General features: G+C 65.9%; 21 protein-coding genes, 1 tRNA gene and 1 pseudogene. 14 read left to right on the top strand and 9 right to left on the bottom strand.

The features are described 5' to 3' along the window. The first annotated feature begins 323 nt into the window (after positions 1 to 323). The 7 genes from AWC06_RS21900 to AWC06_RS21930 all read left to right on the top strand — a co-directional run bounded on the left by AWC06_RS21900 (position 324) and on the right by AWC06_RS21930 (position 5,433). Positions 324 to 788, top strand: a complete 465-nt coding sequence (locus AWC06_RS21900; RefSeq protein WP_085200126.1) for a GatB/YqeY domain-containing protein — start codon at positions 324 to 326, stop codon at positions 786 to 788. Positions 789 to 835: 47 nt separating this feature from the next. Further along, positions 836 to 1,840: an LLM class F420-dependent oxidoreductase gene (locus AWC06_RS21905; RefSeq protein ID WP_085200127.1), complete on the top strand. Its 1,005-nt coding sequence runs from the start codon at positions 836 to 838 to the stop codon at positions 1,838 to 1,840. Continuing rightward, complete coding sequence (locus AWC06_RS23760) at positions 1,833 to 2,696, top strand: SRPBCC family protein (protein ID WP_085200128.1); 864 nt, start codon at positions 1,833 to 1,835, stop codon at positions 2,694 to 2,696. Before AWC06_RS21905 ends, AWC06_RS23760 begins: the two co-directional genes overlap by 8 nt. Further along, positions 2,693 to 3,862 (top strand): zinc-dependent alcohol dehydrogenase, encoded by a 1,170-nt coding sequence (locus tag AWC06_RS21915; RefSeq protein WP_085200129.1) that lies wholly within the window; start codon positions 2,693 to 2,695, stop codon positions 3,860 to 3,862. The genes AWC06_RS23760 and AWC06_RS21915 overlap by 4 nt, the downstream gene beginning before the upstream one ends. Before the next feature lie 10 nt (positions 3,863 to 3,872). After that, positions 3,873 to 4,430 (top strand): type 1 glutamine amidotransferase domain-containing protein, encoded by a 558-nt coding sequence (locus AWC06_RS21920; protein WP_085200130.1) that lies wholly within the window; start codon positions 3,873 to 3,875, stop codon positions 4,428 to 4,430. Positions 4,431 to 4,627: 197 nt separating this feature from the next. Beyond that, positions 4,628 to 5,230, top strand: coding sequence for a HemK2/MTQ2 family protein methyltransferase (locus AWC06_RS21925; protein ID WP_139820197.1), 603 nt, complete (start codon positions 4,628 to 4,630; stop codon positions 5,228 to 5,230). Beyond that, positions 5,227 to 5,433, top strand: a complete 207-nt coding sequence (locus AWC06_RS21930; protein WP_085200132.1) for a CDGSH iron-sulfur domain-containing protein — start codon at positions 5,227 to 5,229, stop codon at positions 5,431 to 5,433. Before AWC06_RS21925 ends, AWC06_RS21930 begins: the two co-directional genes overlap by 4 nt. On the opposite strand, the gene AWC06_RS21935 is transcribed toward AWC06_RS21930, so the two are convergent. Together AWC06_RS21935 and AWC06_RS21940 are read right to left on the bottom strand one after the other, a co-directional pair. Continuing rightward, entirely contained in the window at positions 5,413 to 6,372 is a 960-nt protein-coding gene (locus AWC06_RS21935; protein ID WP_085200181.1) for an iron-containing redox enzyme family protein, read from the bottom strand. The two genes, AWC06_RS21930 and AWC06_RS21935, sit on opposite strands and share 21 nt — an antisense overlap. Before the next feature lie 98 nt (positions 6,373 to 6,470). Beyond that, entirely contained in the window at positions 6,471 to 7,280 is an 810-nt protein-coding gene (locus AWC06_RS21940) for an SDR family NAD(P)-dependent oxidoreductase (RefSeq protein ID WP_085200133.1), read from the bottom strand. 74 nt (positions 7,281 to 7,354) lie between these two features. On the opposite strand from AWC06_RS21940, the gene AWC06_RS21945 reads away from it, so the two are divergent. The 6 genes from AWC06_RS21945 (at position 7,355) to AWC06_RS21970 (ending at position 13,922) form a co-directional block, all read left to right on the top strand. Continuing rightward, complete coding sequence (locus tag AWC06_RS21945; protein WP_085200182.1) at positions 7,355 to 10,156, top strand: helix-turn-helix transcriptional regulator; 2,802 nt, start codon at positions 7,355 to 7,357, stop codon at positions 10,154 to 10,156. A 10-nt stretch (positions 10,157 to 10,166) separates the two neighbouring features. Beyond that, positions 10,167 to 10,517 (top strand): hypothetical protein, encoded by a 351-nt coding sequence (locus AWC06_RS21950; protein ID WP_139820192.1) that lies wholly within the window; start codon positions 10,167 to 10,169, stop codon positions 10,515 to 10,517. 61 nt (positions 10,518 to 10,578) lie between these two features. Next, a complete protein-coding gene (locus AWC06_RS21955; protein WP_139820193.1) occupies positions 10,579 to 10,869 on the top strand; it encodes a hypothetical protein in 291 nt (96 codons plus the stop codon). A 59-nt stretch (positions 10,870 to 10,928) separates the two neighbouring features. After that, positions 10,929 to 11,195 (top strand): WhiB family transcriptional regulator, encoded by a 267-nt coding sequence (locus AWC06_RS21960; protein WP_139820198.1) that lies wholly within the window; start codon positions 10,929 to 10,931, stop codon positions 11,193 to 11,195. A gap of 88 nt (positions 11,196 to 11,283) precedes the next feature. Next, complete coding sequence (locus AWC06_RS21965; protein WP_085200135.1) at positions 11,284 to 12,747, top strand: biotin carboxylase; 1,464 nt, start codon at positions 11,284 to 11,286, stop codon at positions 12,745 to 12,747. A gap of 23 nt (positions 12,748 to 12,770) precedes the next feature. Further along, entirely contained in the window at positions 12,771 to 13,922 is a 1,152-nt protein-coding gene (locus AWC06_RS21970; protein WP_372458203.1) for a serine hydrolase domain-containing protein, read from the top strand. Positions 13,923 to 13,931: 9 nt separating this feature from the next. On the opposite strand, the gene AWC06_RS21975 is transcribed toward AWC06_RS21970, so the two are convergent. The 5 genes and pseudogenes from AWC06_RS21975 to ponA2 all read right to left on the bottom strand — a co-directional run. Further along, positions 13,932 to 14,468, bottom strand: coding sequence for a hypothetical protein (locus AWC06_RS21975; RefSeq protein ID WP_085200137.1), 537 nt, complete (start codon positions 14,466 to 14,468; stop codon positions 13,932 to 13,934). 146 nt (positions 14,469 to 14,614) lie between these two features. Next, positions 14,615 to 14,688: transfer RNA gene (locus AWC06_RS21980), tRNA-Pro, on the bottom strand. Positions 14,689 to 15,018: 330 nt separating this feature from the next. Further along, complete coding sequence (cds1, locus tag AWC06_RS21990) at positions 15,019 to 16,125, bottom strand: L-cysteine desulfhydrase Cds1 (protein WP_085200139.1); 1,107 nt, start codon at positions 16,123 to 16,125, stop codon at positions 15,019 to 15,021. Beyond that, the gene (locus tag AWC06_RS21995; RefSeq protein WP_085200140.1) at positions 16,122 to 17,081 is read right to left on the bottom strand and encodes a metallophosphoesterase; all 960 of its coding nucleotides are present in this window, start codon (positions 17,079 to 17,081) and stop codon (positions 16,122 to 16,124) included. Before AWC06_RS21995 ends, cds1 begins: the two co-directional genes overlap by 4 nt. A 59-nt stretch (positions 17,082 to 17,140) precedes the next feature. Further along, positions 17,141 to 19,450, bottom strand: a pseudogene (gene ponA2 / locus AWC06_RS22000) (transglycosylase/D,D-transpeptidase PonA2); the annotation flags it as partial. A gap of 337 nt (positions 19,451 to 19,787) precedes the next feature. On the opposite strand from ponA2, the gene AWC06_RS22005 reads away from it, so the two are divergent. Further along, entirely contained in the window at positions 19,788 to 20,135 is a 348-nt protein-coding gene (locus tag AWC06_RS22005) for a WhiB family transcriptional regulator (protein WP_085200141.1), read from the top strand. Positions 20,136 to 20,155: 20 nt separating this feature from the next. On the opposite strand, the gene bagB is transcribed toward AWC06_RS22005, so the two are convergent. Both bagB and bagA read right to left on the bottom strand, forming a co-directional pair. After that, positions 20,156 to 21,301, bottom strand: coding sequence for an ATPase BagB (bagB, locus tag AWC06_RS22010; RefSeq protein ID WP_085200142.1), 1,146 nt, complete (start codon positions 21,299 to 21,301; stop codon positions 20,156 to 20,158). Next, positions 21,298 to 22,326 (bottom strand): ATPase BagA, encoded by a 1,029-nt coding sequence (bagA, locus tag AWC06_RS22015; protein WP_085200143.1) that lies wholly within the window; start codon positions 22,324 to 22,326, stop codon positions 21,298 to 21,300. Before bagA ends, bagB begins: the two co-directional genes overlap by 4 nt. Positions 22,327 to 22,341: the final 15 nt, after the last annotated feature.

A 22,341-nucleotide genomic window follows, 5' to 3' on the forward strand; every position in this document is an offset into this window, starting at 1 on the left:
GGGCCGTATGCGGGCGGGGGGTAGGCCGGCGGCGGGTAACCCGGGGGCGGGCCGTAACCAGGTGGTGGATACCCCGGCTCTGGGTAATCGGGGTAGTCGCGCGGCGGCACGCTCACACACGGCCGCCATAGTCGCCAGCGCGGATCATGGCTCCCATCCTGTCGGCCGACGAGGCATTTCTCAACGTGTCCCGAGTGTGCGCTGGCGGCGCCGAGTGTGCATCCTGGGCGGAAATTTGGCGGAATTCCCGCCCAGGGCGCACAGTCGATTCCCCGGGGCGCACGGTCGGCCGCTTAGCCGGTGGCTCGCGTAGCGTCTCAGCTATGGCGGAACTCAAGTCCCGGCTGCGGGCGGATTTGACCGAAGCGATGAAGACGCAGGACAAGCTGCGCACCGCGACGCTGCGCATGCTGCTGGCCGCGATCCAGACCGAGGAGGTTTCCGGCAAGCAATCCCGCGAGCTCTCCGACGACGAGGTGCTCAAGGTGCTGGCCAGGGAGTCCAGGAAGCGCGGCGAGGCGGCCGAGATCTATACCCAGAACGGCCGCGGTGAGCTGGCCGCCAACGAGCACGCGGAAGCCCGGGTCATCGAAGAGTATCTGCCGCCGCCGCTGACCGAGGGAGAGCTGGCCGACGTCGTTGACACCGCCATCGCCCAGGTAGCCGAGCAGCTGGGGGAGCGGCCCGGCATGAAGCAGATGGGCATGGTGATGAAGGCCGCGACCGCGATCGCGGCCGGCAAGGCCGACGGTGCACGCCTGTCCGCGGCGGTCAAGGACCGCCTTTAGCTCCTAAGGGCCGTTTGCCCACGCCGCGCCGGGGTACCCCACGTCGTATGACGCGCTTTGGCTACACCCTGATGACGGAGCAAAACGGCCCCAAAGACCTTGTCCGGTACGCGGTTTCGGCCGAACGACGAGGTTTCGACTTCGAGGTCTGCAGCGACCACTTCTCGCCGTGGCTGGCCTCGCAAGGACATGCGCCCAACGCCTGGGCGGTGCTCGGTGCCGTGGCGCAGGTGACCGAGCGGGTGGACCTCTATTCCTATGTGACCTGCCCGACGATGCGGTATCACCCGGCGATCGTCGCGCAGCAGGCGGCAACCGTGCAGCTCCTCGCCGACGGGCGGTTCACGCTGGGGCTGGGCAGCGGTGAGAACCTCAACGAGCATGTCATCGGCAAGGGTTGGCCGGCGATCGCGCAGCGGCAGGACATGCTGGCCGAGGCGCTCGAGGTCATCCGGGCACTGTTCGGCGGCGGGTTGGTCGACTGGCGCGGCGAGTACTACCGGGTGGACTCGGCGCGTTTGTGGGATCTGCCGGAAGTTCCGGTGGGCATCGCGGTTTCGATGACCGGTCAGAAGGCCATCCAGAAGTTCGCCACGCTCGCCGACCACCTGGCCGCGGTGGAACCCAACGGAGACCTCGTCCATGAATGGCACTCGGCACGCCAGGCAAGCGGTATGGCCGGTGGTGGCCGGGTGATCGGACAGGTGCCGATCTGCTGGGATCCAGACCGCGACGCCGCCGTTGAACGCGCCCACGACCAGTTCCGCTGGTTCGGCGGCGGCTGGCATGTCAACGCCAACCTGCCGACGACAGCCGGGTTTGCCGGCGCGACGCAGTTCGTCCGGCCCGAGGACGTCGCCGAGAGCATCCCCTGCGGTCCGGATGTGGACGCGATCGTCGAGGCGGTGCGCCCGTACTGGGAGGCCGGTTTCACCGACATCGCGATGATCCAAATCGGCGGCGACGCGCAGGACCTCTTCCTCAAGGAAGCCGCCGAACCGCTGCTGGCGGCGGTGCGATCAGCAGCCGACCAGGGCCACGACGGTGAATAACGCATCCGCGAGCACCACGACGACGCTGGTCAAGGGGCTCGGCGGGGCCAGCCTGGGCCTCGGCCTCAGCGAAATTTTGGCACCCGCGAAAGTGGCGGCGTTGGCCGGCATCGACCAGACCGGGCGATCCCGATCGGTGATCAGGGCGCTCGGGATTCGCGAATGCGGGCACGCCGCCGCCCTGTTGTTCGGGCCGGCCCGCCTGGTCTGGACGAGGGTCGCCGGCGACGCCCTGGATCTGTCGTTACTGGGCGCCGCGCTGGCAAAGCGCCGCCGGGGTGGGCGCCGCCGCGGCGCGGCGTCGGCCGTTGCGCTCGCCGGGATCGCCGCCGCCGACCTCTACGCGGCGCTGCGCACCACCCGAAACGGCGACGGTCGGCACGCCAACGCACAACGTCATCGCACGCTGCGAGCGGCAATCACCGTGCGCCGTAGTCCGGAGGAGGTCTACCGCTACTGGCGCGATCTGCAGAATCAGCCGACATCTCACCTGAGGTCCCTCACCAGGGACGCTCAGATCACCGACGACGAGCCGAACCAGCGCATCGCATGGCAGTCACTGCCGGGCTCCGCGATCGCCAACGGCGGCAGCGTCGAATTCACGCCCACGCCCGCCGGCGACGGCACCGAGGTCCGCGTCACTTTGAGCTACCACATACCGGGCGGGGCCCTGGGCAAGGCGGCGGCAACGCTATTCGGCGAGTCACCCGAGCAGCAGGTCAACGACGACCTCCGCCGATTCAAGCAGCTGCTCGAGACCGGCGAAATCCTGCGCTCGGACGGCTCTCCCGAAGGCGTTGCGTCCATCCGGCAGATGCATCAGCGGACCGCGCAACCGAAAGCAGCCGAGCGATGAAGGCGACGGTGTGGGCGGGTCGCAACAGCGTGGAGGTGCAGTCGGTTCCCGACCCGAAGATCCTCAACGACCGCGATGCGATCGTGCGGGTCACCTCGACCGCGATCTGCGGATCGGATCTGCACATCTACGACGGTTACATCCCGACGGTCAAACACGGCGACGTGCTCGGACACGAATTCATGGGCGAGGTCGTCGAAGTCGGCAAGGCAGTGCAGAACCTGGCCGCCGGCGACCGGGTGGTGGTGCCGTTCCCGATCGCCTGCGGAGCCTGCTCAGCCTGCGAACGCGAGCTGTACTCGCTGTGCGAGAACTCCAACCCCAACGCCGGAATCGTCGAGAAGTTGATGGGCCATTCGCCCGCCGGGCTGTTCGGCTATTCGCACATGATGGGCGGATTCGCCGGCGGACAGGCCGAATACGCGCGGGTTCCCTTCGCCGACGTCGGGCCGCTGAAGATCGACGACGACCTCTCGGATGACCAGGTGCTGTTCTTGTCCGACATCCTGCCCACCGGCTACATGGGCGCCGAAATGTGCGGCATCGCGCCCGGCGACGTCGTCGCCGTCTGGGGCGCCGGACCGGTCGGCCTGTTCTCGATCATCAGCGCCTACCTGCTCGGCGCATCGAAAGTCATTGCGATAGACCGAGTGCCGTACCGCCTGAAGCTTGCCGAGGAGAAGGGCGCGGTCGCAGTCAATTTCGAAGAAACATCGGTGCTGGAGACGCTTCGCGACCTCACCGCCGGTCGCGGGCCAGACCACTGCATCGACGCTGTCGGACTGGAGGCACGCAACGGATCAACGGTCGTCGACGCCTACGACCGCGTTAAGCAAGCGGCGAGGTTGGAAACCGAACGGCCGCATGCGCTTCGGGAAGCCATCATGAGTTGCCGCAACGGCGGCACCATCTCGGTCGTCGGTGTCTACGGCGGGCTGATGGACAAGTTTCCCATCGGCGCGGTGATGAATCGATCGTTGACCATCAAGACCGGCCAATGTCACGTCCAGCGCTACATGAAGCCACTTCTCAAACGAATCCGCGACGGCGAAATCGATCCGCCCTCGATCATCAGCCATCATCTGCCGCTCGACGAGGCGCCACATGGCTATGAGATTTTCAAGCACAAGCAAGACAACTGCACCAAGGTTGTCCTAAACCCGTAGGAGTACAGCAATGCCAAATGAACTGCAAGGCAAGAGAATCGCCATCCTGGCGGCCGACGGCGTGGAGAAGGTCGAAGTCGAGCAGCCGCGCGCGGCACTTAAGCAAGCCGGCGCCGAGACAAAGCTGCTCTCACTGCACCAGGGTGAGATCCAGGCCCGAAACCACGACCTCGAACCGGCGGGGACCTTCGGCGTCGACAGCACGGTGTCCGATGCATCCGTCGACGACTTCGACGCCTTGGTGTTGCCCGGCGGCACGGTTAATCCCGACAAGCTGCGGATGGACGATTCGGCCGTGTCCTTCGTGCGCGACTTCGTCGAATCCGGAAAGCCGGTGGCGGCCATCTGCCATGGCCCGTGGACACTGGTGGAAGCCGGCGTGGCGTCGGGCCGGACGTTGACTTCTTATCAGAGCATTCGCACCGATCTACGCAATGCCGGTGCAAACGTCGTGGACGAGGAGGTCGTCGTCGACGGCAATCTGATCTCCAGCCGCTCACCCTCGGACCTCCCGGTGTTCTGCTCGACGATCATCCAGCAGTTCGCCAACGCGCCGAGCAAAGCCTGAGTGAGCTCTGACGCGGGTCGGTTTCAACAAGGCGGTTTGCGGGCATAGTCACGCGATAAGCCGTGACCCCCGCGGCGAAGAGTCGAAAGGCCCACGTGACCACCACTTCAGCCGATTTGCGGCCGCTGCTCGCTGACCCCTTCGACGCCGACGGGGTGTACCCGCCGCAAGAAGATTCGCAACTGCTGGTCGACACGATGGAACGTACCGGGCTGGTACCGGGGCGGCGTGTTTTGGACCTGTGTACCGGCAGCGGATACATCGCGATCGCCGCCGCGGAACTAGGAGCGGCCAGTGTGACCGCATTCGACATCTGCCCCCGCGCGGTGCGGTGTTCCCAAGGCAATGCCGTTCACGCCTGCGTTGACATCGATGTGCGGGAGGGATCCTGGATCGGTGCGCTGGACTGCGGCCCGTTCGAGGTCATCATGGCCAATCCGCCTTATGTGCCCACCCCGCCGGCCGGGGACACTGAGGTGATCCCGCAGAGCGCCGGTCCCGCGTGGGCTTGGAACGCAGGAGTCGACGGGAGACTGGTGATAGATCCGATGTGCGAGTCCGCGTCGAGCCTGATGTCCGTCGGAGGCTCCATGCTGCTGGTGCAGTCTCGCTTCTCGGGTGTGGAACAATCGCTTGACACATTGCGATCAACCGGCCTCGACGCTGAAGTCATTGCCTCCCAATGGATCGCGTTCGGACCAGTGATGTCGGCAAGGGCCGGTTGGCTAGAGGAGACCGGTCGGATCCCACGCGGTTGCCGGCGAGAGGAATTGATTGTGATCCGAGCGGACAAACCATGACTCGCGTTCAGGTGGTACCCAACGGGCCGATACTGATCGACGGCCCGGTGCGCATCGAGACGCCCGACGGCCGCGTCGTCGAATCCGACCGGTTCATGGTGGCGGTGTGCACCTGCCGGCGCAGCAAGAACTATCCGCTGTGCGACACCAGCCACCGGCGCTGCCGACCCGCCCGCACGAAATCACTCGAGCGGTCGTCGTAGCGAGGACTGACCGGCCTTCCACGACGCCACCATCGCCTCGCCGAGCCGGTCTTCGACCACAGCGTGGGCGCGAATGCCGAAAACCACATCGCGGTCCAACTGTGGTTCCCGCGCGACGAGGTCGCCCACCACGTCGATGCGCACCACCTGCTCGTGCACTGCGTCGGCCTCGACGTGCTCGCTGTAGAACGCAACGCATGCCGGCGGCGCGTCGAGCCGCTGCAGCGCCTCGACCAACCGGCGCGAGCCCGGCGGCGACGTGATCTCCGTTGCGGCGAAATGCCCGATGGCCGCTCCGCGTAACCAGCGGTGCAGACCGAACATCGACATCAGGTTCACCACGGCCAGAGACTCGGCGGGAACCGCGTCGAGGTAGCCCAGATACGTCGAATCCAGACCCGCGGCGGTCAACAGGTCGGCGAACAACTGCTGGTGCACCTGCGGGCCGCGTCCGGCTCCGTATTCGTCGAATTCGACCGCGACGAATGACGCCTTGGCCTGCCCGGTCAGACGTGGAATCGCCCAGGCGTGCGGATCACCCTCCTTGAGGTGATACAGCGACCGGTGCACGAAGTATTCGCGCATCTGCTCCCACGTTCCGTTGTCGCGCAGCCAGTACGACGGGCCTGTTCCGTCAGCGGGTTCCCTTGACAGCGCTTCCATTTCGGCCTCAGCGCTCTGGTCGGGGTCGACGGAGCCGACGTCGCGGCGCACGCCGGTCAAAAAGGCCCGTTCCAATTGGCTGCGCAGATGCAGTAAACCGGGATTCCACTCCCAGGTCGGGTCGACCCCGGCGAAGCCCCGGTAATGCAGCTCATAACACATATAGAGGGCCAGTTGCAGATCCAGGCCAAAGGGCTCGGAGTCGCGCACCGAGGCGCCGATGCGGGCCAGCTGATCGCGGGGCGCGGGTTCGGTCAGGCTGCGCCGAACCGCCATCGACAGCGGTCCGTGCGCCGCCGGCAGCCGAGGCTCGATGGTCTCGCGCGCGGCCTGGGTATGAGTCACACCGCCGTTTACCCCCGATTGCACGCTCGTCAAACTGTCTGCCAGTCGCAGCCGGTCAGTTCGGCGGACAGTTCCCACAGCCGACGGGCCATCACGGCGTCGCGTGCCTTCTTTCCCACCTTGGTGGGCTTCGGCTTGCCCCATTGGCTGAACCGCGGCGCCAGATAGCTTCCGCTGGGCAGATCAGTCGTGACCGCGGCGATGCTGGCCCGCGCACCCACCGCCGCGCTGTGGGCAGGGAAATGGCGGAAGGTGTGTTCACGCACCCAGGGCAGCAACCGGGTGTGCCTGGCGATGTCCGTGTCGGTGGCACCCGGATCGGTCAGGTACGTCCGCACGCCGCGGTTCGCGAGTTCATAGCTGAAGAGCATGACGGCCAGCTTGGATTCCGCGTAGGCCGCCGACTTGGAGTACTTGCGGGTGTGCCAGTTCAGGTCATCGAGGTGGATGCGACCGAAGGCGTACGCGGCGCTGACCACCGAGATCACCCGGTCCTTGATACTGTCGCCCAGTAGGCACGTCAACGCGAAATGGCCGAGGTAGTTGATGCCCATGTGGGACTCGAAGCCGTCGGCCGTACGGGTCAGCGGCATACCCATGACGCCGGCGTTGTTCACCAGCACATCAACGTTTTCCACTGAGTCGGCGAATTTCCTGACGCTGCCCAGATCGGCGAGATCGAGGTGGGCAATCTCCACGTCGCCCGTTATGGCCGCTGCCGCCTTCTCGGCCTTGGGAATAGTGCGACAAGCGATCACAACGCTGTGGCCCGCGGCTGCCAGTGCGGCAGCGGTGGCCTCGCCGACGCCGCTGTTGCCACCCGTGACAATGACTCTCACCCGCTGATCATAGACAGCAGCGCCTGAGCTGCGGGAATGGCAGCCCGTGACGTGTGGGTGTTGACGTGGCTGCGATGATTGGCGTCGTGGCCGAAGGTGTGGGCAACCGGTTGGCCGAGAGCCGAGCGGTAGCCGAGTTCCTAATCGGCGCGGGGGTGCAGCCGTCGCTCTTGGTCATCGAGGGCGAGGCGGGTATCGGCAAGACCACGCTGTGGTTGGCCGCGATTGAGCAAGCGCATGAGCGCGGATTCCGGGTGCTGTCGGCGAGGGCAGGGCACGCCGAATCGATCCTGGCTTACGCGGCGGTGGCCGACCTGCTGCGCGACGTCGAATCAGCCGTTCTGGCAACACTTCCCGACGTTCAACGTCTTGCTCTGGAGCGGGTTCTGTTGCGGGCCAACGGCGATGGCCCCGCCACCAACCAGCGGGTGGTTGCAGCGGCGTTCTTGTCCGTTGTCGAGGGCCTCGCGGCGGACACCCCGGTGCTGGTCGCCATCGACGATGCGCAATGGCTGGATTCGTCAAGTAAAAGTGTGGTCGCCTTCGCGACACGGCGGATACGGGGACGGGTCGGGGTGCTGCTTACCGAGCGCACCGAACCCGACACCGAGGACACGGTGTGGCTGCAGCCGAGCAGGCCCGACGGTGTTGCGCGGATTAGGGTGCGCCCGTTGACTCTTGGCGGACTGCACACACTGTTTTTGGAGAAACTAGGCCGGTCGTTTCCTCGGCCCACGATGGTGCGCATCGCCGAGTCCTCCGGGGGCAACCCGTTTTACGCACTCGAACTGGGGCGTGCGATGGCCGGTTCGCCGGAGACGGAGGCAGCATTGCCCGCGACGTTGGCGGGGCTGGTACGGGCCCGGATCGGGCGCCTGGAAGACGCGTCACGGGAGATGTTGCTGGCCGCTGCCTGTATGGCCGATCCGACGGTCGACCTGCTGGCGCAGGCCACCGGAACGGGCGTCGAGCGGACGGTCGAGCTACTGGAAGAGCCCGAAAGTCACGACATCATCAGGATTGACGGCAACCGGGTGCATTTTTCCCATCCGCTGCTGGCGAGGAGTGTCTATACCGACGCCCCTCCGGCCCGCCGCCGCAGGATGCATCGGGCGCTTGCCGACGTCGTGACCCTCCCGGAGCTGAGAGCCAGGCATCTCGGACTGGCCGCCACTCGCGCGGATCCGAAAACACTTCAGGCTCTTGACGAAGCCGCCGATGCGGCGCTGGCCCGCGGAGCGCCCGCTGCCGCCGCAGAGTTGATCGAGTTGGCGATCGGCCTCGGTGGCGACACCTCGGCGCGAAGGATACGGGCCGCCCAGCATCGTTTTCAGGCCGGCGACACCGATCGAGCCCAAGCGGTGCTCGCGCCGACCATTGACGCAATGGAGCCCGGCCCGCTTCGGGCCATCGCGTTCGACCTGCTTGCCGGAATGCGTATCTATGACAACAGCTTTCTGCACGCCGCCGATCGACTGAAGGCTGCGCTCGACGACGCCGAAGGCGAGCCTGCGGTGCTGGTGCAGACCTTGCTCATGCTGTCATTTGTTCAACTCAACGTCGACGAGTACGGCGAATCGCTGCGCAACGCCCGACAAGCCGTGGCGGTTGCCGACGGGCTCGGCATTCCGACGCTGACCAGTCAGGCGCTCGCGATGTTGGTGCGGGCCACCTTCACGTACGGAGAAGGGTTCGACGAAGCCGATCTCAGGCGTGCGCTGGAACTCGAAGACCCCGACATCGACGTGCCAATTCCGTTTCGCGCCAGCGCGATCAACGCACTGATCCTGGCCTGCACCGGTCGGCTCGATGAAGCCCGCACCCAGATGCAGGCCATGCGTCGGCACTGCGTCGAACGCGGCGCCGAAGGCGACCTGGTGGCCATCGCCGGATACAGCACATGGGTCGATATCTGGCAGGGACGCTTCAGCGATGCAGCAGACCTTGCCGACGACGCCGTGGAGCGGGCCGAACAGCTGGGCGGCGACCATGTGCTGGTGATTCCGTTGGGGGTGCGAGCAGCGGTCGCCGCGTACACCGGGCGTGAACGCGATGCCCGCGCCGACGCTGAGGAAGCCGTGAAAGCTGAGACTGATGGCGCACAACGGCTGCCGGGCTACTGGCCGATCATGACTCTGGGGTTTCTGGAGGTTTCGCTCGGGCACTACGCCGAGGCGCTGATCGCCTTGCAACCAGTCTTATCGGTGTTCAACGCCATTCCCGGCACCGAGATCCTCACCGCCTGGTACATGCCGGACGCGGTCGAGGCGATGGTCGCTCTCGGTCGCTTCGACGACGCCGAGCCGCTGATCGAGACGCTGGAACGTAATGGTCGCCGGCTCGACCGCGCGTGGATGCTGGCCGTCGGCGCGCGCTGCCGCAGCATGCTGCTGGCCGCCCGGGGCGACGTGGTAGCCGCCGAGCACGTCGCGCAGCAGGCGATGGCCGAGCACGACCGGCTGCCAATGCCTTTCGAACGCGCCCGCACCCAGCTGCTGCTCGGCCAACTACAGCGTCGGCAGCGCAGAAAAGACGCTGCCGCGGCGACTCTGAACGAGGCCTTGCGCACATTCGAAGACTTGGGCACCCCGCTGTGGGCTGAACACGCTCGCGCCGAGCTCGCACGCACCAAAGTCAGCCCCGCCCACGATGCGGGACTCACACCCACGGAACGGAGGGTGGCCGAACTTGCTGCTTCCGGCATGACCAACCGTGACGTCGCGGCCGCCCTGTTCATCAGCCCAAAGACCGTCGAACACAACCTGAGCCGCGTCTACCGCAAACTCGGCATTCACTCGCGCGCCGAACTAGGCCAATGGATGAGGCAACTCAACTTTAGGGAAACCCCCGATTCGCCGGGCGCCGCGGGCCGCTAGCGTCCGTTCCGTGAGCAGCGCAGCGCCGCCGGTCGCGTGCTATCTCGCGGAGTGGTACCGACCGGAGGTCACCCAGCAGCCTCTCGACGACACCGTCGCCAAACTCGACGCTGTCGCAGCCACCATGCGCGTGGAGGGCTCACCGGTGAAGCTGCTCGTGACACTGGCGGTGCCCACCGACGAGGTCATCTACGGCGTCTTCGCCGCATGCTCCCCTGACATCGTCGTCCAGACCTGCCGGCGCGCCGGCCTCCCCCTCGAGCGGCTCAGCTCCGATGTGGCGGCCCGGATCACACGCGTTGCGCGGGATGAGGGGGTAAAAGCGGTCACGACATTAGGGAAACCCCCGATTCCTCATTAGCCCCTTCTTGCAAAACTACTTCAAATTCAGCAAACCGAGCGGTGCCGACCGGGGAGGAGCCATGGTCCTTCTGCAACAGCCCATCGCTTCCAGCGCAACGAACTACTCCATCGTCGAGGATGAGCAAGGCCCCGCCCATCCCCGGATCAGCGCCGTGAATGCGTCGGGCGTGGAGATCGCGGGAGCGTTTCAACCACCTGACCGGCCGTATTGGTTGCTGTATGTGACTCCATTGCTGGCCAACACCGCGGGGATCGAATTTCGTCACGACCCGGTTCCGTTGGGCGGCCGGGAGGAGGCCAGGCAGTGGGTGAACCTGGTGGCCCAGCTGTATGTGAAGGCAGCATCGTGAAACCAACACCGCGAAGTCCATTTCAGATCCGCCCCTATGGTGCGGAGGCCGAAGCCCGGATGGCCTGGGTGTCCCAAGCTCGCTGTCGTGCCCGCGATCCCGATGAGTTGTTCGTGCGCGGCGCCGCACAGCGCAAAGCCGCGGTGATCTGCCGGCATTGTCCGGTGATCCTCGAATGTGGTGCCGATGCCCTGGACAACCGCGTCGAGTTCGGCATCTGGGGTGGGATGACCGAGCGTCAGCGTCGCGCCCTGCTCAAGCAGCATCCCGAGGTGGTGTCGTGGGCGGACTTCTTCGCCGCCAGGCGCAAACACCGAACTGCGTGATCTCGGGGCGTTGAGGGGTCGTCCCGATCCATGCATGCTTGCCCGGAGAACTCGGGTACACGGCCATAGGTAGGTGCACACTTGTGGCATGGAGGTACCTGAACCGCGCCGCCACCTGAACGGGATCTCGGACGTACGCGCGTTCTTTCATACCAACAAAGTGCCGCTGTACTTCATCTCGCCGACCCCGTTCAACCTGCTGGGCATCGACCGCTGGATACGAAACTTCTTCTACCTGACGTACTTTGACTCTTTCGAGGGCACGCATTCGCGCGTGTTCGTGCCCCGGCGGCGCGACCGCATCGATTTCGGGTCCATGGGAGATGTATGCAACCACCTGCTGCGCGATCCCGAGACACTCGACTTCATCGAGAACCGAGGACCCGGCGGCAAGGCCTGCTTTGTGATGCTTGACGAAAAGACCCAGGCGCTTGCGCACGAGGCGGGGCTCGAGGTCATGCATCCGCCCGTCGAGCTGCGCCATCGTCTGGGCTCCAAGATCGTCATGACGCGCCTGGCCGACGATGCGGGTGTGCGCAGCGTGCCGCACGCGATCGGGCGGGTCGGCTCCTACGACGAGCTGTCGGCGCTCGCGCAAAACGCCGGGCTGGGAGATGACCTCGTCGTGGTGGCCGCCTATGGCGACGCCGGCAGCGCGGTGTTCTTTGTGCGCGGCCAGCGCGACTGGGACGATCACGCCGCTGACCTGGCCGGCCAGGAAGTCAAAGTGATGAAGCGCATCCGCAATGTCGAGGTGTGCCTTGAGGGCACCGTGACCCGCCACGGCACCGTGATCGGCCCCGCGATGACCAGTCTCGTGGGCTACCCGGAGCTGACTCCCCGCAAGGGCGGCTGGTGCGGCAATGACATCTGGCGGGAGGTGCTGCCGCCCGCGCAGACCCACACCGCGCGAGAAATGGTGCGCAAGCTGGGCGACGTGCTGAGCCGCGAGGGATACCGCGGCTACTTCGAGGTGGACCTCCTGCACGACTTGGACTCCGACGAGCTCTACCTCGGTGAGGTGAACCCGCGCCTGAGTGGCGCCAGCCCGATGACGAACTTGACCACAGAGGCGTACGCCGATATGCCGCTGTTCCTCTTCCACCTGCTCGAGTACATGGACGTGGACTACGAGCTCGACATCGACGAGATCAACGCGCGATGGGAGCGCGGCTATGGCGAGGATGAGGTCTGGGGTCAGCTGATCATCGGCGAAACCTCCACGGACGTCGAGCTTTTCACCTCGACCCCACGCACCGGTGTGTGGCGACTCGACGAAGAGGGACGCGTTTCCTTCGCGCGGTCCGCCAACGACTGGGCAACGTTGCTCGACGAGTCCGAGGCGTTCTACATGCGTGTCGCGGCGCCCGGCGACTTACGCTGCGAGGGCGCCCAACTCGGCGTGCTCGTCACGCGCGGACACCTGCAGACCGAGGACTACCAGCTCACCGAGCGCTGCCGGCGCTGGGTCAAGGGCATCAAGGCGAAGTTCGCCTCGACGCCCCTGGCGCCGGCCACGCCGATCGTCTCGCGGCTCGTCGCACGAGCGTGAGCGGCGTCCCGGCCGGTCTCTCACTGGACAATTGGCTGTCGCCGCCGTATTCGCATTGGTCGTTCCAGCACATCGAAGACTTCATGCCGACCGCGGTGATCTCGCGGGGGGCCGGGCCGGCCGTGGCGCTGCCGGCGGCTGGTGCTCCGATCGCCGAGATCGGGGTGACCGGCACCGACGGGATAGCCACCACCGTCGGCGCGGTGATGGCAGCCACCGCGACCGACGGGTGGGCCGTCGCCCACTGCGGTTCGTTGGTCGCCGAGGAGTACCTCGACGGCATGCACGCCGAGACCCGGCACCTGCTGTTCTCGGTGAGCAAGTCGCTGGTGGCCGCCGTGGTCGGCGCGCTGAACGGCGCGAAAGAGCTCGACGCGCCGGTGACGGAATACGTTGCCGCGCTGGCGAACTGCGGCTACGCCGGTGCGACGGTGCGCCACCTGCTCGACATGCGGTCGGGTATCGCCTTCTCGGAGAATTACCTCGACCCGGCCGCGGAGATACACGTGCGCGAGCAGGTGATCGGGTGGCGACCCAAGGGCAGTGCGGACGTGCCCGCCACGCTGCGTGACTTCCTGCTGACCTTGCGGCAGAAGTCGGCTCACGGCGGGCCGTTCGAATATCGCTCGTGTGAAACCGATGTACTCGGCTGGATCTGCGAGGCGGCCGGCGGCCGGCCGATGCCCGAACTGATGTCGGAACTGCTGTGGAGCCGCATCGGCGCCCAATGTGACGCCACGATCGGCGTAGACGCGGCCGGCACAGGGATATTCGACGGTGGCATCAGCGCCTGTCTTACCGACATGATCCGCTTCGGGTCGCTGTTCTTGCGCGACGGTGTCTCGTTGACAGGCCGGCAAGTGGTGCCTGCGGCGTGGATCGCAGACACCCTCGACGGCGGTCCCGACTCGCGCGAGGCGTTCGCCGCCAGCCCCGAGGACAACCCGATGCCTGGCGGGATGTACCGCAACCAAGTGTGGTTTCCCTACCCCGGCAGCAACGTCGTGCTGTGCCTGGGCATGTGTGGTCAGATGATCTACGTCAACCGCGCCGCGGAGGTGGTCGCCGCCAAGCTATCAAGCCAGCCGGACTCTCAGGACCCACAAGTACAGACAGATACCCTGCGTGCGTTCGACGCGGTAGCCCAGGAACTGACTGGCGAGCAGCGAATCTGACGAAAGCAGTCAGAGCCAGCCGGTGCGGGCGGCGGCAACCGGCTCGGCGGGGACCGGGGCGAGGTCCCCGTTTCGCACGCCGTCGAGCATCCGTTTGACAGCGGCGACAATCTCCGGGGCTGCCGCAGCGAGTCCGGTCTTGTCGGCTTCGGGGACCTCATCGGCGTCGACGCCGGCGCGGGCCAGTACGGCGGCCGGGTCGGCCAGCTGATCGGCCAGCCAGGACAGCGGGTCGGCTGACAGCTCGTCGACGAAGTGCCGGCGCCCGGGTTCCCAACCGTCGAAACGGGGATGGTGATGAGCCCGGTCCAGCGTGCCCGGCGGGCTCTCCGTGGACCCGAAGAGGTCCACCCGCCACACCGGGCGGCCGAACGCGATCGGGATGCCGGCGTAGATCGACCCCTGCGGCTCGGCCCGGTCAACGAGGCGGAGCTCCAGTCTGACTCCCCGTTCCGGGGTCTCCTGACCGGCGAGCGGTGCCGGGTCGACGAAATACATGTCCCCGACGACTACGCCCAGGGCTTCGAATCCGAATGCTGCGAGCATTGCGTACCTCTCCTCCTGCCTCCTCGAGGGTAGACCCAGGCGGTGGGTACGACACCGCTTCACGAAGGCGCAGTCGCGCGCAGAGACCAGACCCCAGTTGCAATGATGCAGTTGGATTTTCACCACGGCTACCAGCCGTTTTCGGGTCGGGGTGGCGGGATTTGAACCCACGGCCTCTTCGTCCCGAACGAAGCGCGCTACCAAGCTGCGCCACACCCCGCATTGAGCCACGACAGCGTATCGCACCGGCCCGGTAACGCGTCAAAGCGGATTGAGGCCCGAACCGCCGGGTACCCAAGACGAACCGTCCAAAAAAGCGGCGTTGCTGCGCAGGTCACATCGGGCGTGACGCGCGATTTGCGCCACACTTGGCTTCGGAATACCAGGGACGTCGGTGACATTAAATAAACTAATGAACGCGATCGGTTTCTAACGGAAGCGAGAAAACCATGACGGTGTTAGGCGCCGTGGTGTTCGGCGGACTCTTGGCCCTCGGGGTGCTGTGGCTGCTGGTGACCGCTCCGGGCAACGAAGCCGAAGAGGCGTGGGATCAGTCCCAGTGGCATGAGCGTTCGAACGAGGTCAGCGCGGCCGTGGGCTCAGACAGCTCCAGCCCCTGGGCGTTGACCCACTCATCGCAGAAGTAAGTGTCGGCGTAGCGGTCGCCGCTGTCAGCCAGCAGGGTGACCACCGAGCCGCTCCGCCCCTCCGTGACCATTTCGGCCAGTAAACCGAACGCTCCCCACAGATTGGTTCCTGTGGATGCTCCCACTCGTCGGCCAAGCACGGTACTGGCATGGCGGGCTGCCGCAATCGATGCCGCGTCGGGCACCGACACCATGCGGTCAACCACATCGGGCAAAAACGACGGCTCCACTCGCGGCCGGCCGATGCCCTCGATGCGCGACGACGCGTCGACGACGACGTCGTAGTGGTTTTCCGCGTAGGCCGGATAGAACGCCGAATTCTCCGGGTCCACCACACATAACCGGGTGGCATGCCGCCGGTAGCGGATGTAGCGCCCGATCGTCGCGCTCGTCCCACCCGTGCCCGCACCGACCACGATCCATTTCGGAATCGGGTGCTTCTCGTCGCGCATTTGGACGAATATCGACTCGGCGATGTTGTTGTTGCCGCGCCAGTCGGTGGCCCGCTCGGCGTTGGTGAACTGATCCAGGTAATGCCCGCCGGTCTGCGTGGCCACCCGCTCCGCCTCGGCGTAGATGTCACCCGAATGCTCGACGAAATGGCAACGGCCGCCTTGGGATTCGATCAACGCGACCTTGGACGCGCTGGTGGCGGCGGGCATCACTGCGATGAACGGCAGACCCAACAGCGCGGCGAAGTAGGCTTCCGACACCGCCGTCGACCCCGATGACGCCTCGACCACCGTGGTGTCCTCGCCTATCCAGCCATTACACAGCGCATATAGGAACAGCGAGCGGGCCAGCCGGTGCTTGAGGCTGCCGGTGATGTGCGTGGTCTCGTCTTTGAGGTAGAGCTCGACGTCGGCGTCGTCGCACCAGGCCGACGGCAGCGGGTAGCGCAGCAGATGGGTGTCGGCGCTGCGACGGGCGTCCGCCTCGATCAGCCGGATCGCGTTGTCTGTCCAGCCGCGTGGTCGGCTGTGAACCGCGACCCGGGCTGGTTTGCTCAACGCGCCGAATACGTTGGCTGCGACCGGCCCCGGTCCCGATGCGGGTCCCGGCCGCCGGTCGGCGCCGCAATCAGTGTCAGCAGCGTCGCCTCCGGCCGGCAGCAGAACCGCACAGGCGCAAACGGCGACGTGCCGATGCCGGCCGAGACGTGCAACCGCATCGTCGCGCCCCAGCGTGACTGTCCTTTGGCCCGGGACCGGTCCAGACCCGAGTTGGTCACCACGGCTCCGTAGAACGGAAGGCACAGCTGTCCGCCGTGGGTGTGGCCGGCCATCACCAGTTGGTAGCCGTCGGCGGCGAAGCGGTCCAGCACCCGCGGCTCCGGTGAATGGGTCAGCCCTAGGCGCAGGTTGGCGGCCGGGCTGGCCGGACCGGCGATCGTTTCGTAGCGATCCCGGTCGATATGCGGGTCGTCGACACCGGCGGCGGCGATATGCAGACCGGCTACCTCCAACTCGCGACGATTGTGGGTGAGGTCCAGCCAGCCGCGCTCGGTGAACGCCGCCCGTAGGTCCTGCCACGGCAACGGCCGCCCGTAGACCCGGTGACCCGGGTTGGTCAGATAGTTCAGCGGGTTCTTCAACCGCGGCCCGAAGTAGTCATTGCTGCCGAAGACGAAGACGCCCGGCAGCGACAACAGGTCACCGAGCGCCTGTACGACTGCGGGCACCGCCTTGGGGTGCGCCAGGTTGTCACCCGTGTTGACCACCAGATCGGGCTCCCAGCTGGCCAGTTCACGCAGCCAAGACCGCTTGCGGCGTTGGCCCGGTCGCATGTGGATGTCGCTGATGTGCAGCACCCGCAGCGGCAACGAGCCCGGCGTCAACACCGGCATCGTCAGCTCGCGCACGGTGAACGCGTTGCGTTCGATGATCGAGGCGTAGCCGATTCCGGCGACGGCCGATCCGAGCGCGACGGCGCCGGTACTTTTCACAACGGACATGGCGGTTGGCATGCAGGCAGCCTACTGCCGCTCGGCGGTTGATCGCGCGCCACGCGCCCTGAGACCGGCTACGGCGGGGGCGGCGGCGGGATGCCGTTGCTGACTTCAATGGTGATGATCGTTCCCGGAATGGTCTGGCCGTTCGGTGAGGTGCCGACCACCTCGCCATACTTTGCCGTGCTGTTCACGGAGTTGGGCTGGTCGGCGACCTGGAAACCGGCCTCCTTCAAGCGCTGGCGCGCGGCGTTGAGGTCGAGCCCCGCGACGCTCGGCACTCGAGACCCGGCGCCCCCGTCCACGTACCGGGGATCGGTCGGCGGCAGTTTCACATCGCCGAACTTGGTCGCGATCGGCTTCATCGCGGTGAACCAGGTGCGGGCCGGCTCGTTGCCGCCGAAGAGATTGCCGTCGCCGCAGCGCCGCAGCGGGGAGGAACACAGATCCGATGGCGAGCTGGAGTCGTCGTAGATGTAGTTGGCCGCGGCGTAGTGGTTGGTGAAGCCCACGAAGCCCGACGACCGGTGTGCCTCGGTGGTGCCGGTCTTGCCCGACATCGGCAGATTCCAGCCCGCCGCGGCGGCGGATCCCGACGCTGTGCCGCCCCCCTGCGAGTCCTTGCTGAGTGCGTTGGCCAGCGTGTTGGCGAGCCCCTCCGGTACCGCTTGGTCGCATGGCTCGGTGGTGACGGCGACTTCGTTGCCGTCACGGTCGATCACCTTGTCAATGGGGTTCGGTGGGCACCATGTGCCGCCCGACGCCAGTGTCGCGGCGACGTTCGACAGTTCGAGCGCGTTGAGTTCGAACGGGCCCAGGGTGAACGACCCGATGTTCTGCCGTTTGATGAAGTCGGCCAGGCTCTCATTGCTGTCCGGGTCGTAATCGCGAGCGGTCCCCGGATCGGCGTACGACCGCAGCCCGAGCCTGACCGCCATGTCGACAGTGCGCGGAACTCCGATCCGCGAGATCAGTTTGGCGAACGCGGTGTTCGGTGAGGTGGCCAACGCATCGGTCACGTTCATCGAGCCCCGGTACTTGCCGGCGTTCACCACGCACCACGTTTCCTTCGGGCAGCCCTTGGCACCGCCGCTTCCCATGCCCTTGGTCTGAAAGCTGCCCGGTACCTCCAGCTGGGTATTGATGCCCATGCCCATGTCCATCGCGGCGGCGGTGGTGAAGATCTTGAAAATGGACCCGGCGCCGTCACCGACCAATGAGAACGGCTGCGGTCGCATGGTCTCGCCGGCCTCGGTGTTCAGCCCGTAGGTGCGGTTGCTGGCCATCGCTATGACCTTGTGCGAAGTCTTGCCGGGTTTGATCACACTCATCACGCTCGCGATGCCCTGCAGGGTCGGGCTGGCGTAGGTGTCGATCGCCTGCTTGACCGGAGCCTGCACGTCGGGGTCCAGCGTGGTGCGGATCAGGTAGCCGCCCCGGGCCACCTGCTCCTTGCTGATACCCGCCCTCGCCAGATAGGCCTGCACGTAGTCGCAGAAGAACGCCCGATCGCCCGCGGCAATACAGCCTCGTGGCAGCTCCTTGGGCTGCGGCAGGATTCCGAGCGGCTCGGCCTTGGCGGCGCGTAGCGCATCCGCCTCTCGAGGCAAGTTCTCGATCATGGTGTCCAACACCAGGTTCCGGCGAGCCAACGCGCCCTCCGGGTTGGTGTACGGGTTCAGCGCGCTGGTGGACTGGACCAGGCCGGCAAGCAAAGCTGCCTGCTGCCAATTCAAATCGGACGCGTTGACACCGAAGTACGTCTGCGCCGCATCCTGGACGCCGAAGGCGTTGTTACCGAAGGAGACCAGATTCAGGTAGCGGGTCAGGATTTCCGGTTTGGTGAACGTCTTGTCCAGGGTGAGCGCCATCCGGATTTCACGGAGCTTCCGCGCCGGCGTGGTCTCCACGGCCGCACGCTTCTCCGCGTCGGTTTGCGCGGTCACCAGCAGCTGGTAGTTCTTCACGTACTGCTGTTCGATCGTGGAACCGCCGCGGGTGTCGACGTCGCCGGACGCGTAGCCGGCCAGCCCGGTCAGGGTGCCCTTCCAGTCGACGCCGTTGTGCTCGGCAAACCGCTTGTCCTCAATCGAGACGATTGCCAGCTTCATGGTGTTGGCGATTTTGTCGCTGGGTACCTCGAAGCGGCGCTGAGAATACAGCCAAGCGATGGTGTTGCCCTTCGCGTCGACCATGGTGGTCACCGCCGGGACGTCGCCCTGGAGCAGTTGTGCCGAGCCGTTGGCCACCACTTCGGAGGCCCGGTTGGACACCAGCCCCATGCCGCCGACCACTGGAAACAGCAGGGCTGCGACAACCACGCTGGCCAAAACGCAGCACCCGGCGAGCTTGGCGATGGTGATCGCAGTCGAGGGGCGTTCCGGCATGGCTACTAGACTAGCGGCGCATCCGGGCTCGAGATCTTGAGTGGCAGGTCGAGGAAAATTTTCCGACGCGTCACCACTCAGCGTTCTCTCAGATGCAGCTCAGGGCCTCTTCAGCCGCCGCGGGCGCCGGTTTTAGCCGGGATTCATGATCGGACGGCACGGTTGTCCCAAAAAAGGGGGTGCCAAAGTGTTGCGCAATTGCCCCCTGACCACCTAGCTTAGACCCACAATGAGATACAGGTAACACCGACGTGCATAGTGTGGCGTAGATCGCATCGTTGGTCTGTAGTCAGGGCAGAGCCGTCAAGAAGAGGCGGCCGAGCGAAGGGGATCGCTGGTGTCAGGTACACGGACCGCGGCGCGCAACACAGCGCCGACGAACAATCTCATGCATCGCACGGATGCCGAGTCTCGGATCGCTTGGGTTTCCAGGGCGCTGTGTCGAGCGGCTGATCCCGACGAGCTTTTCGTCCGCGGGGCGGCACAACGTAAAGCGGCGGTGATCTGCCGGCACTGCCCAGTGATGCTGGAATGTGGTGCGGACGCGTTGGATAACCGTGTCGAGTTCGGCGTCTGGGGCGGAATGACCGAGCGCCAGCGACGGGCATTACTCAAGCAGCACCCGGAGGTGGTGTCTTGGGCGGAGTTCTTCGCTGCACAGCGTAAGCACCGCAGCGCCGGCTAATCCGGATTCTTGGACTGCCGCTAACTCGCGGCCCCCGTCATCTGGTCGGCGATTGCGCGCAGCGCCTCCAGATCGCATACGTCGAACGGCAGTGAGGGCACGCCGACAATCGCGACATGAGGATTGGCCCCGGTAAACCGGGACAGCAGCCGAATCTCCCTCTTGGAGGTCGATGCACGGTCGGCGTGGATGCGCAGCACGGCCGTCGCCAACGTTCTCGAGGCCGCGTCGTCGCCATCCGCCGGTTCGTTCACCAGCGTCTCGGCACCGTCGACGGCCCGCTCCACGGGCAGCGAGCACAACATCGGATGGGTCCGGTTCAAGATGAGGCCGGCGAGCGGCATGCGTTCCTCGGATAGCCGATCCACGAAAAACGACGCTTCCCGAAGCGCGTCGGGCTCTGCCGCAGACACCACCATGAACTGGGTGCCGCGTCGCTTCAGCAGCGCGTAGGTGCGGTCCGCCTTCTCGCGGAAACCGCCGAAGGTGGCATCCAGCGACTGCACGAAACCCGCAGCGTCGGAAAGCATTTGGGAGCCCAGGACGGTCGAGAGCGCCTTCATCGCCAAGCCGACCGCCCCGGTGACCAGTCGCCCGATGCCGCGACCGGGTGCCAACAGCAGCCGCCACAACCGACTGTCCATGAAACTGCCCAGCCGTTTCGGCGCGTCCAGGAAGTCCAGCGCATTACGCGACGGCGGGGTGTCGACGACCACCAGGTCCCAGCGGTCCTGGCTCAACAATTGGCCGAGCTTTTCCATCGCCATGTATTCCTGGGTGCCGGCCAGCGAAGTGGCGACGGTCTGATAGAACTGGTTGTCCAGAATCGCTTGTGCCCGTTCGGGTCCGGAATACTGGACCACCATCTCGTCGAACGTGCGACGCATGTCGAGCATCATCGCGTACAGCTCACCGGAGACGTCGGGAGCCAGCGGCACGCGTTGTGGCGAGTTGCCAAGGGCGTTGATGCCCAACGCCTGTGCCAGTCGCTTGGCAGGGTCGATCGTCAGGACGACAACGGTGCGGCCGTACTCGGCCGCGCGCAATGCCATCGCCGCGGCGGTGGTGGTCTTGCCGACTCCACCGGCGCCACAACACACGACCACGCGGTTTGCCCTGTCGGCCAGAATCGAGCCGACATCCAGGGCCGGCGGTGTGGTACTCATCGAACCCCCTGCTGCGCAAGCGATTCAGAAAGCTCATACAGGCTGCCGAGGTCGACGCCGTCGGCGATCGTCGGTAATTCGAGCCGCGGCACGTGTAGTTCGTCGAGTTGCTCCGCGGTCTGGGCCCGCGCGGTGATCCGGGTCGCGTGGTGGATGGTCTCGGTCAGCAGGCCAGCGAAGTCCGCGTCGCTCAATTTGATCCCGGCGGCGGCCAGCCCGTCTCGCACGGCGTCGGCGTCGACGTCGCCCTCGGCGGCCTTGGCGAGATCGTCGGGCTCCAGGTAGGCGGGGATGTTGCGGTTGACGATCACACTGCCGATCGGGAGATTCAACTGCTCCAACTCCTCGATCGCCTCCATCGTCTCCTGCATCGGCAGGGCCTCCAGCAGAGTGACCAGGTGGATGGCCGTCTCATCGGAATGCAGCAGCCTGACCACACCCTCGCTTTGCGAATACACCGGGCCGCCCTTGGCGAGGTCCGACACCGCCCTCGTCACATCGAGAAAGCGGGCGATCCGCCCGGTCGGTGGTGCGTCGACGACCACTGCGTCATACACCGGCAGCTTGTTCTTGTCGCCCTTCTTTTGGCGAACCACTGCTTCCTTGATCTTTCCGGTGAGCAGCACGTCGCGCAGACCCGGCGCGATCGTCGTCGCGAACTCGACCGCGCCGATGCGCCGCATCGCCCGGCCCGCGATGCCGAGGTTGTAGAACATGTCGAGGTATTCCAGGAACGCCGCCTCGATGTCGATCGCCAGCGCATTGACCTGGCCGCCGTGCTCGGCGGTCGCGATCTTGACCTCCTTGTACGGCAGCGGCGGCACATCGAAGAGCTGCGCAATCCCTTGGCGCCCTTCAACTTCCACGAGGAGGACCTTGCGTCCGCCGTATGCCAGGGTCAGTGCCAGCGCGGCGGCGATCGTCGACTTGCCAGTGCCGCCTTTGCCGGTCACGAAGTGAAGGCGGGCCTTCGACAACCGCGATGGCCAGCCGACGGTGCTACCTCCGCTCGGTGTGGTCGCCACCCACGCATGCTAGCG

Source organism: Mycobacterium fragae, assembly GCF_002102185.1.
Taxonomy (GTDB): domain Bacteria; phylum Actinomycetota; class Actinomycetes; order Mycobacteriales; family Mycobacteriaceae; genus Mycobacterium; species Mycobacterium fragae.

Bases quoted from the DNA above. Each gene is read 5' to 3' on its own strand.
- AWC06_RS21900 (WP_085200126.1), top strand. From the start codon at position 324: ATGGCGGAACTCAAGTCCCGGCTGCGGGCGGATTTGACCGAAGCGATG.
- AWC06_RS21905 (WP_085200127.1), top strand. From the start codon at position 836: ATGACGCGCTTTGGCTACACCCTGATGACGGAGCAAAACGGCCCCAAA.
- AWC06_RS21915 (WP_085200129.1), top strand. From the start codon at position 2,693: ATGAAGGCGACGGTGTGGGCGGGTCGCAACAGCGTGGAGGTGCAGTCG.
- AWC06_RS21920 (WP_085200130.1), top strand. From the start codon at position 3,873: ATGCCAAATGAACTGCAAGGCAAGAGAATCGCCATCCTGGCGGCCGAC.
- AWC06_RS21925 (WP_139820197.1), top strand. From the start codon at position 4,628: ATGGAACGTACCGGGCTGGTACCGGGGCGGCGTGTTTTGGACCTGTGT.
- AWC06_RS21930 (WP_085200132.1), top strand. From the start codon at position 5,227: ATGACTCGCGTTCAGGTGGTACCCAACGGGCCGATACTGATCGACGGC.
- AWC06_RS21935 (WP_085200181.1), bottom strand. From the start codon at position 6,372: ATGGCGGTTCGGCGCAGCCTGACCGAACCCGCGCCCCGCGATCAGCTG.
- AWC06_RS21945 (WP_085200182.1), top strand. From the start codon at position 7,355: ATGATTGGCGTCGTGGCCGAAGGTGTGGGCAACCGGTTGGCCGAGAGC.
- AWC06_RS21955 (WP_139820193.1), top strand. From the start codon at position 10,579: ATGGTCCTTCTGCAACAGCCCATCGCTTCCAGCGCAACGAACTACTCC.
- AWC06_RS21960 (WP_139820198.1), top strand. From the start codon at position 10,929: ATGGCCTGGGTGTCCCAAGCTCGCTGTCGTGCCCGCGATCCCGATGAG.
- AWC06_RS21965 (WP_085200135.1), top strand. From the start codon at position 11,284: ATGGAGGTACCTGAACCGCGCCGCCACCTGAACGGGATCTCGGACGTA.
- AWC06_RS21975 (WP_085200137.1), bottom strand. From the start codon at position 14,468: ATGCTCGCAGCATTCGGATTCGAAGCCCTGGGCGTAGTCGTCGGGGAC.
- AWC06_RS21995 (WP_085200140.1), bottom strand. From the start codon at position 17,081: ATGCCAACCGCCATGTCCGTTGTGAAAAGTACCGGCGCCGTCGCGCTC.
- bagB (WP_085200142.1), bottom strand. From the start codon at position 21,301: ATGAGTACCACACCGCCGGCCCTGGATGTCGGCTCGATTCTGGCCGAC.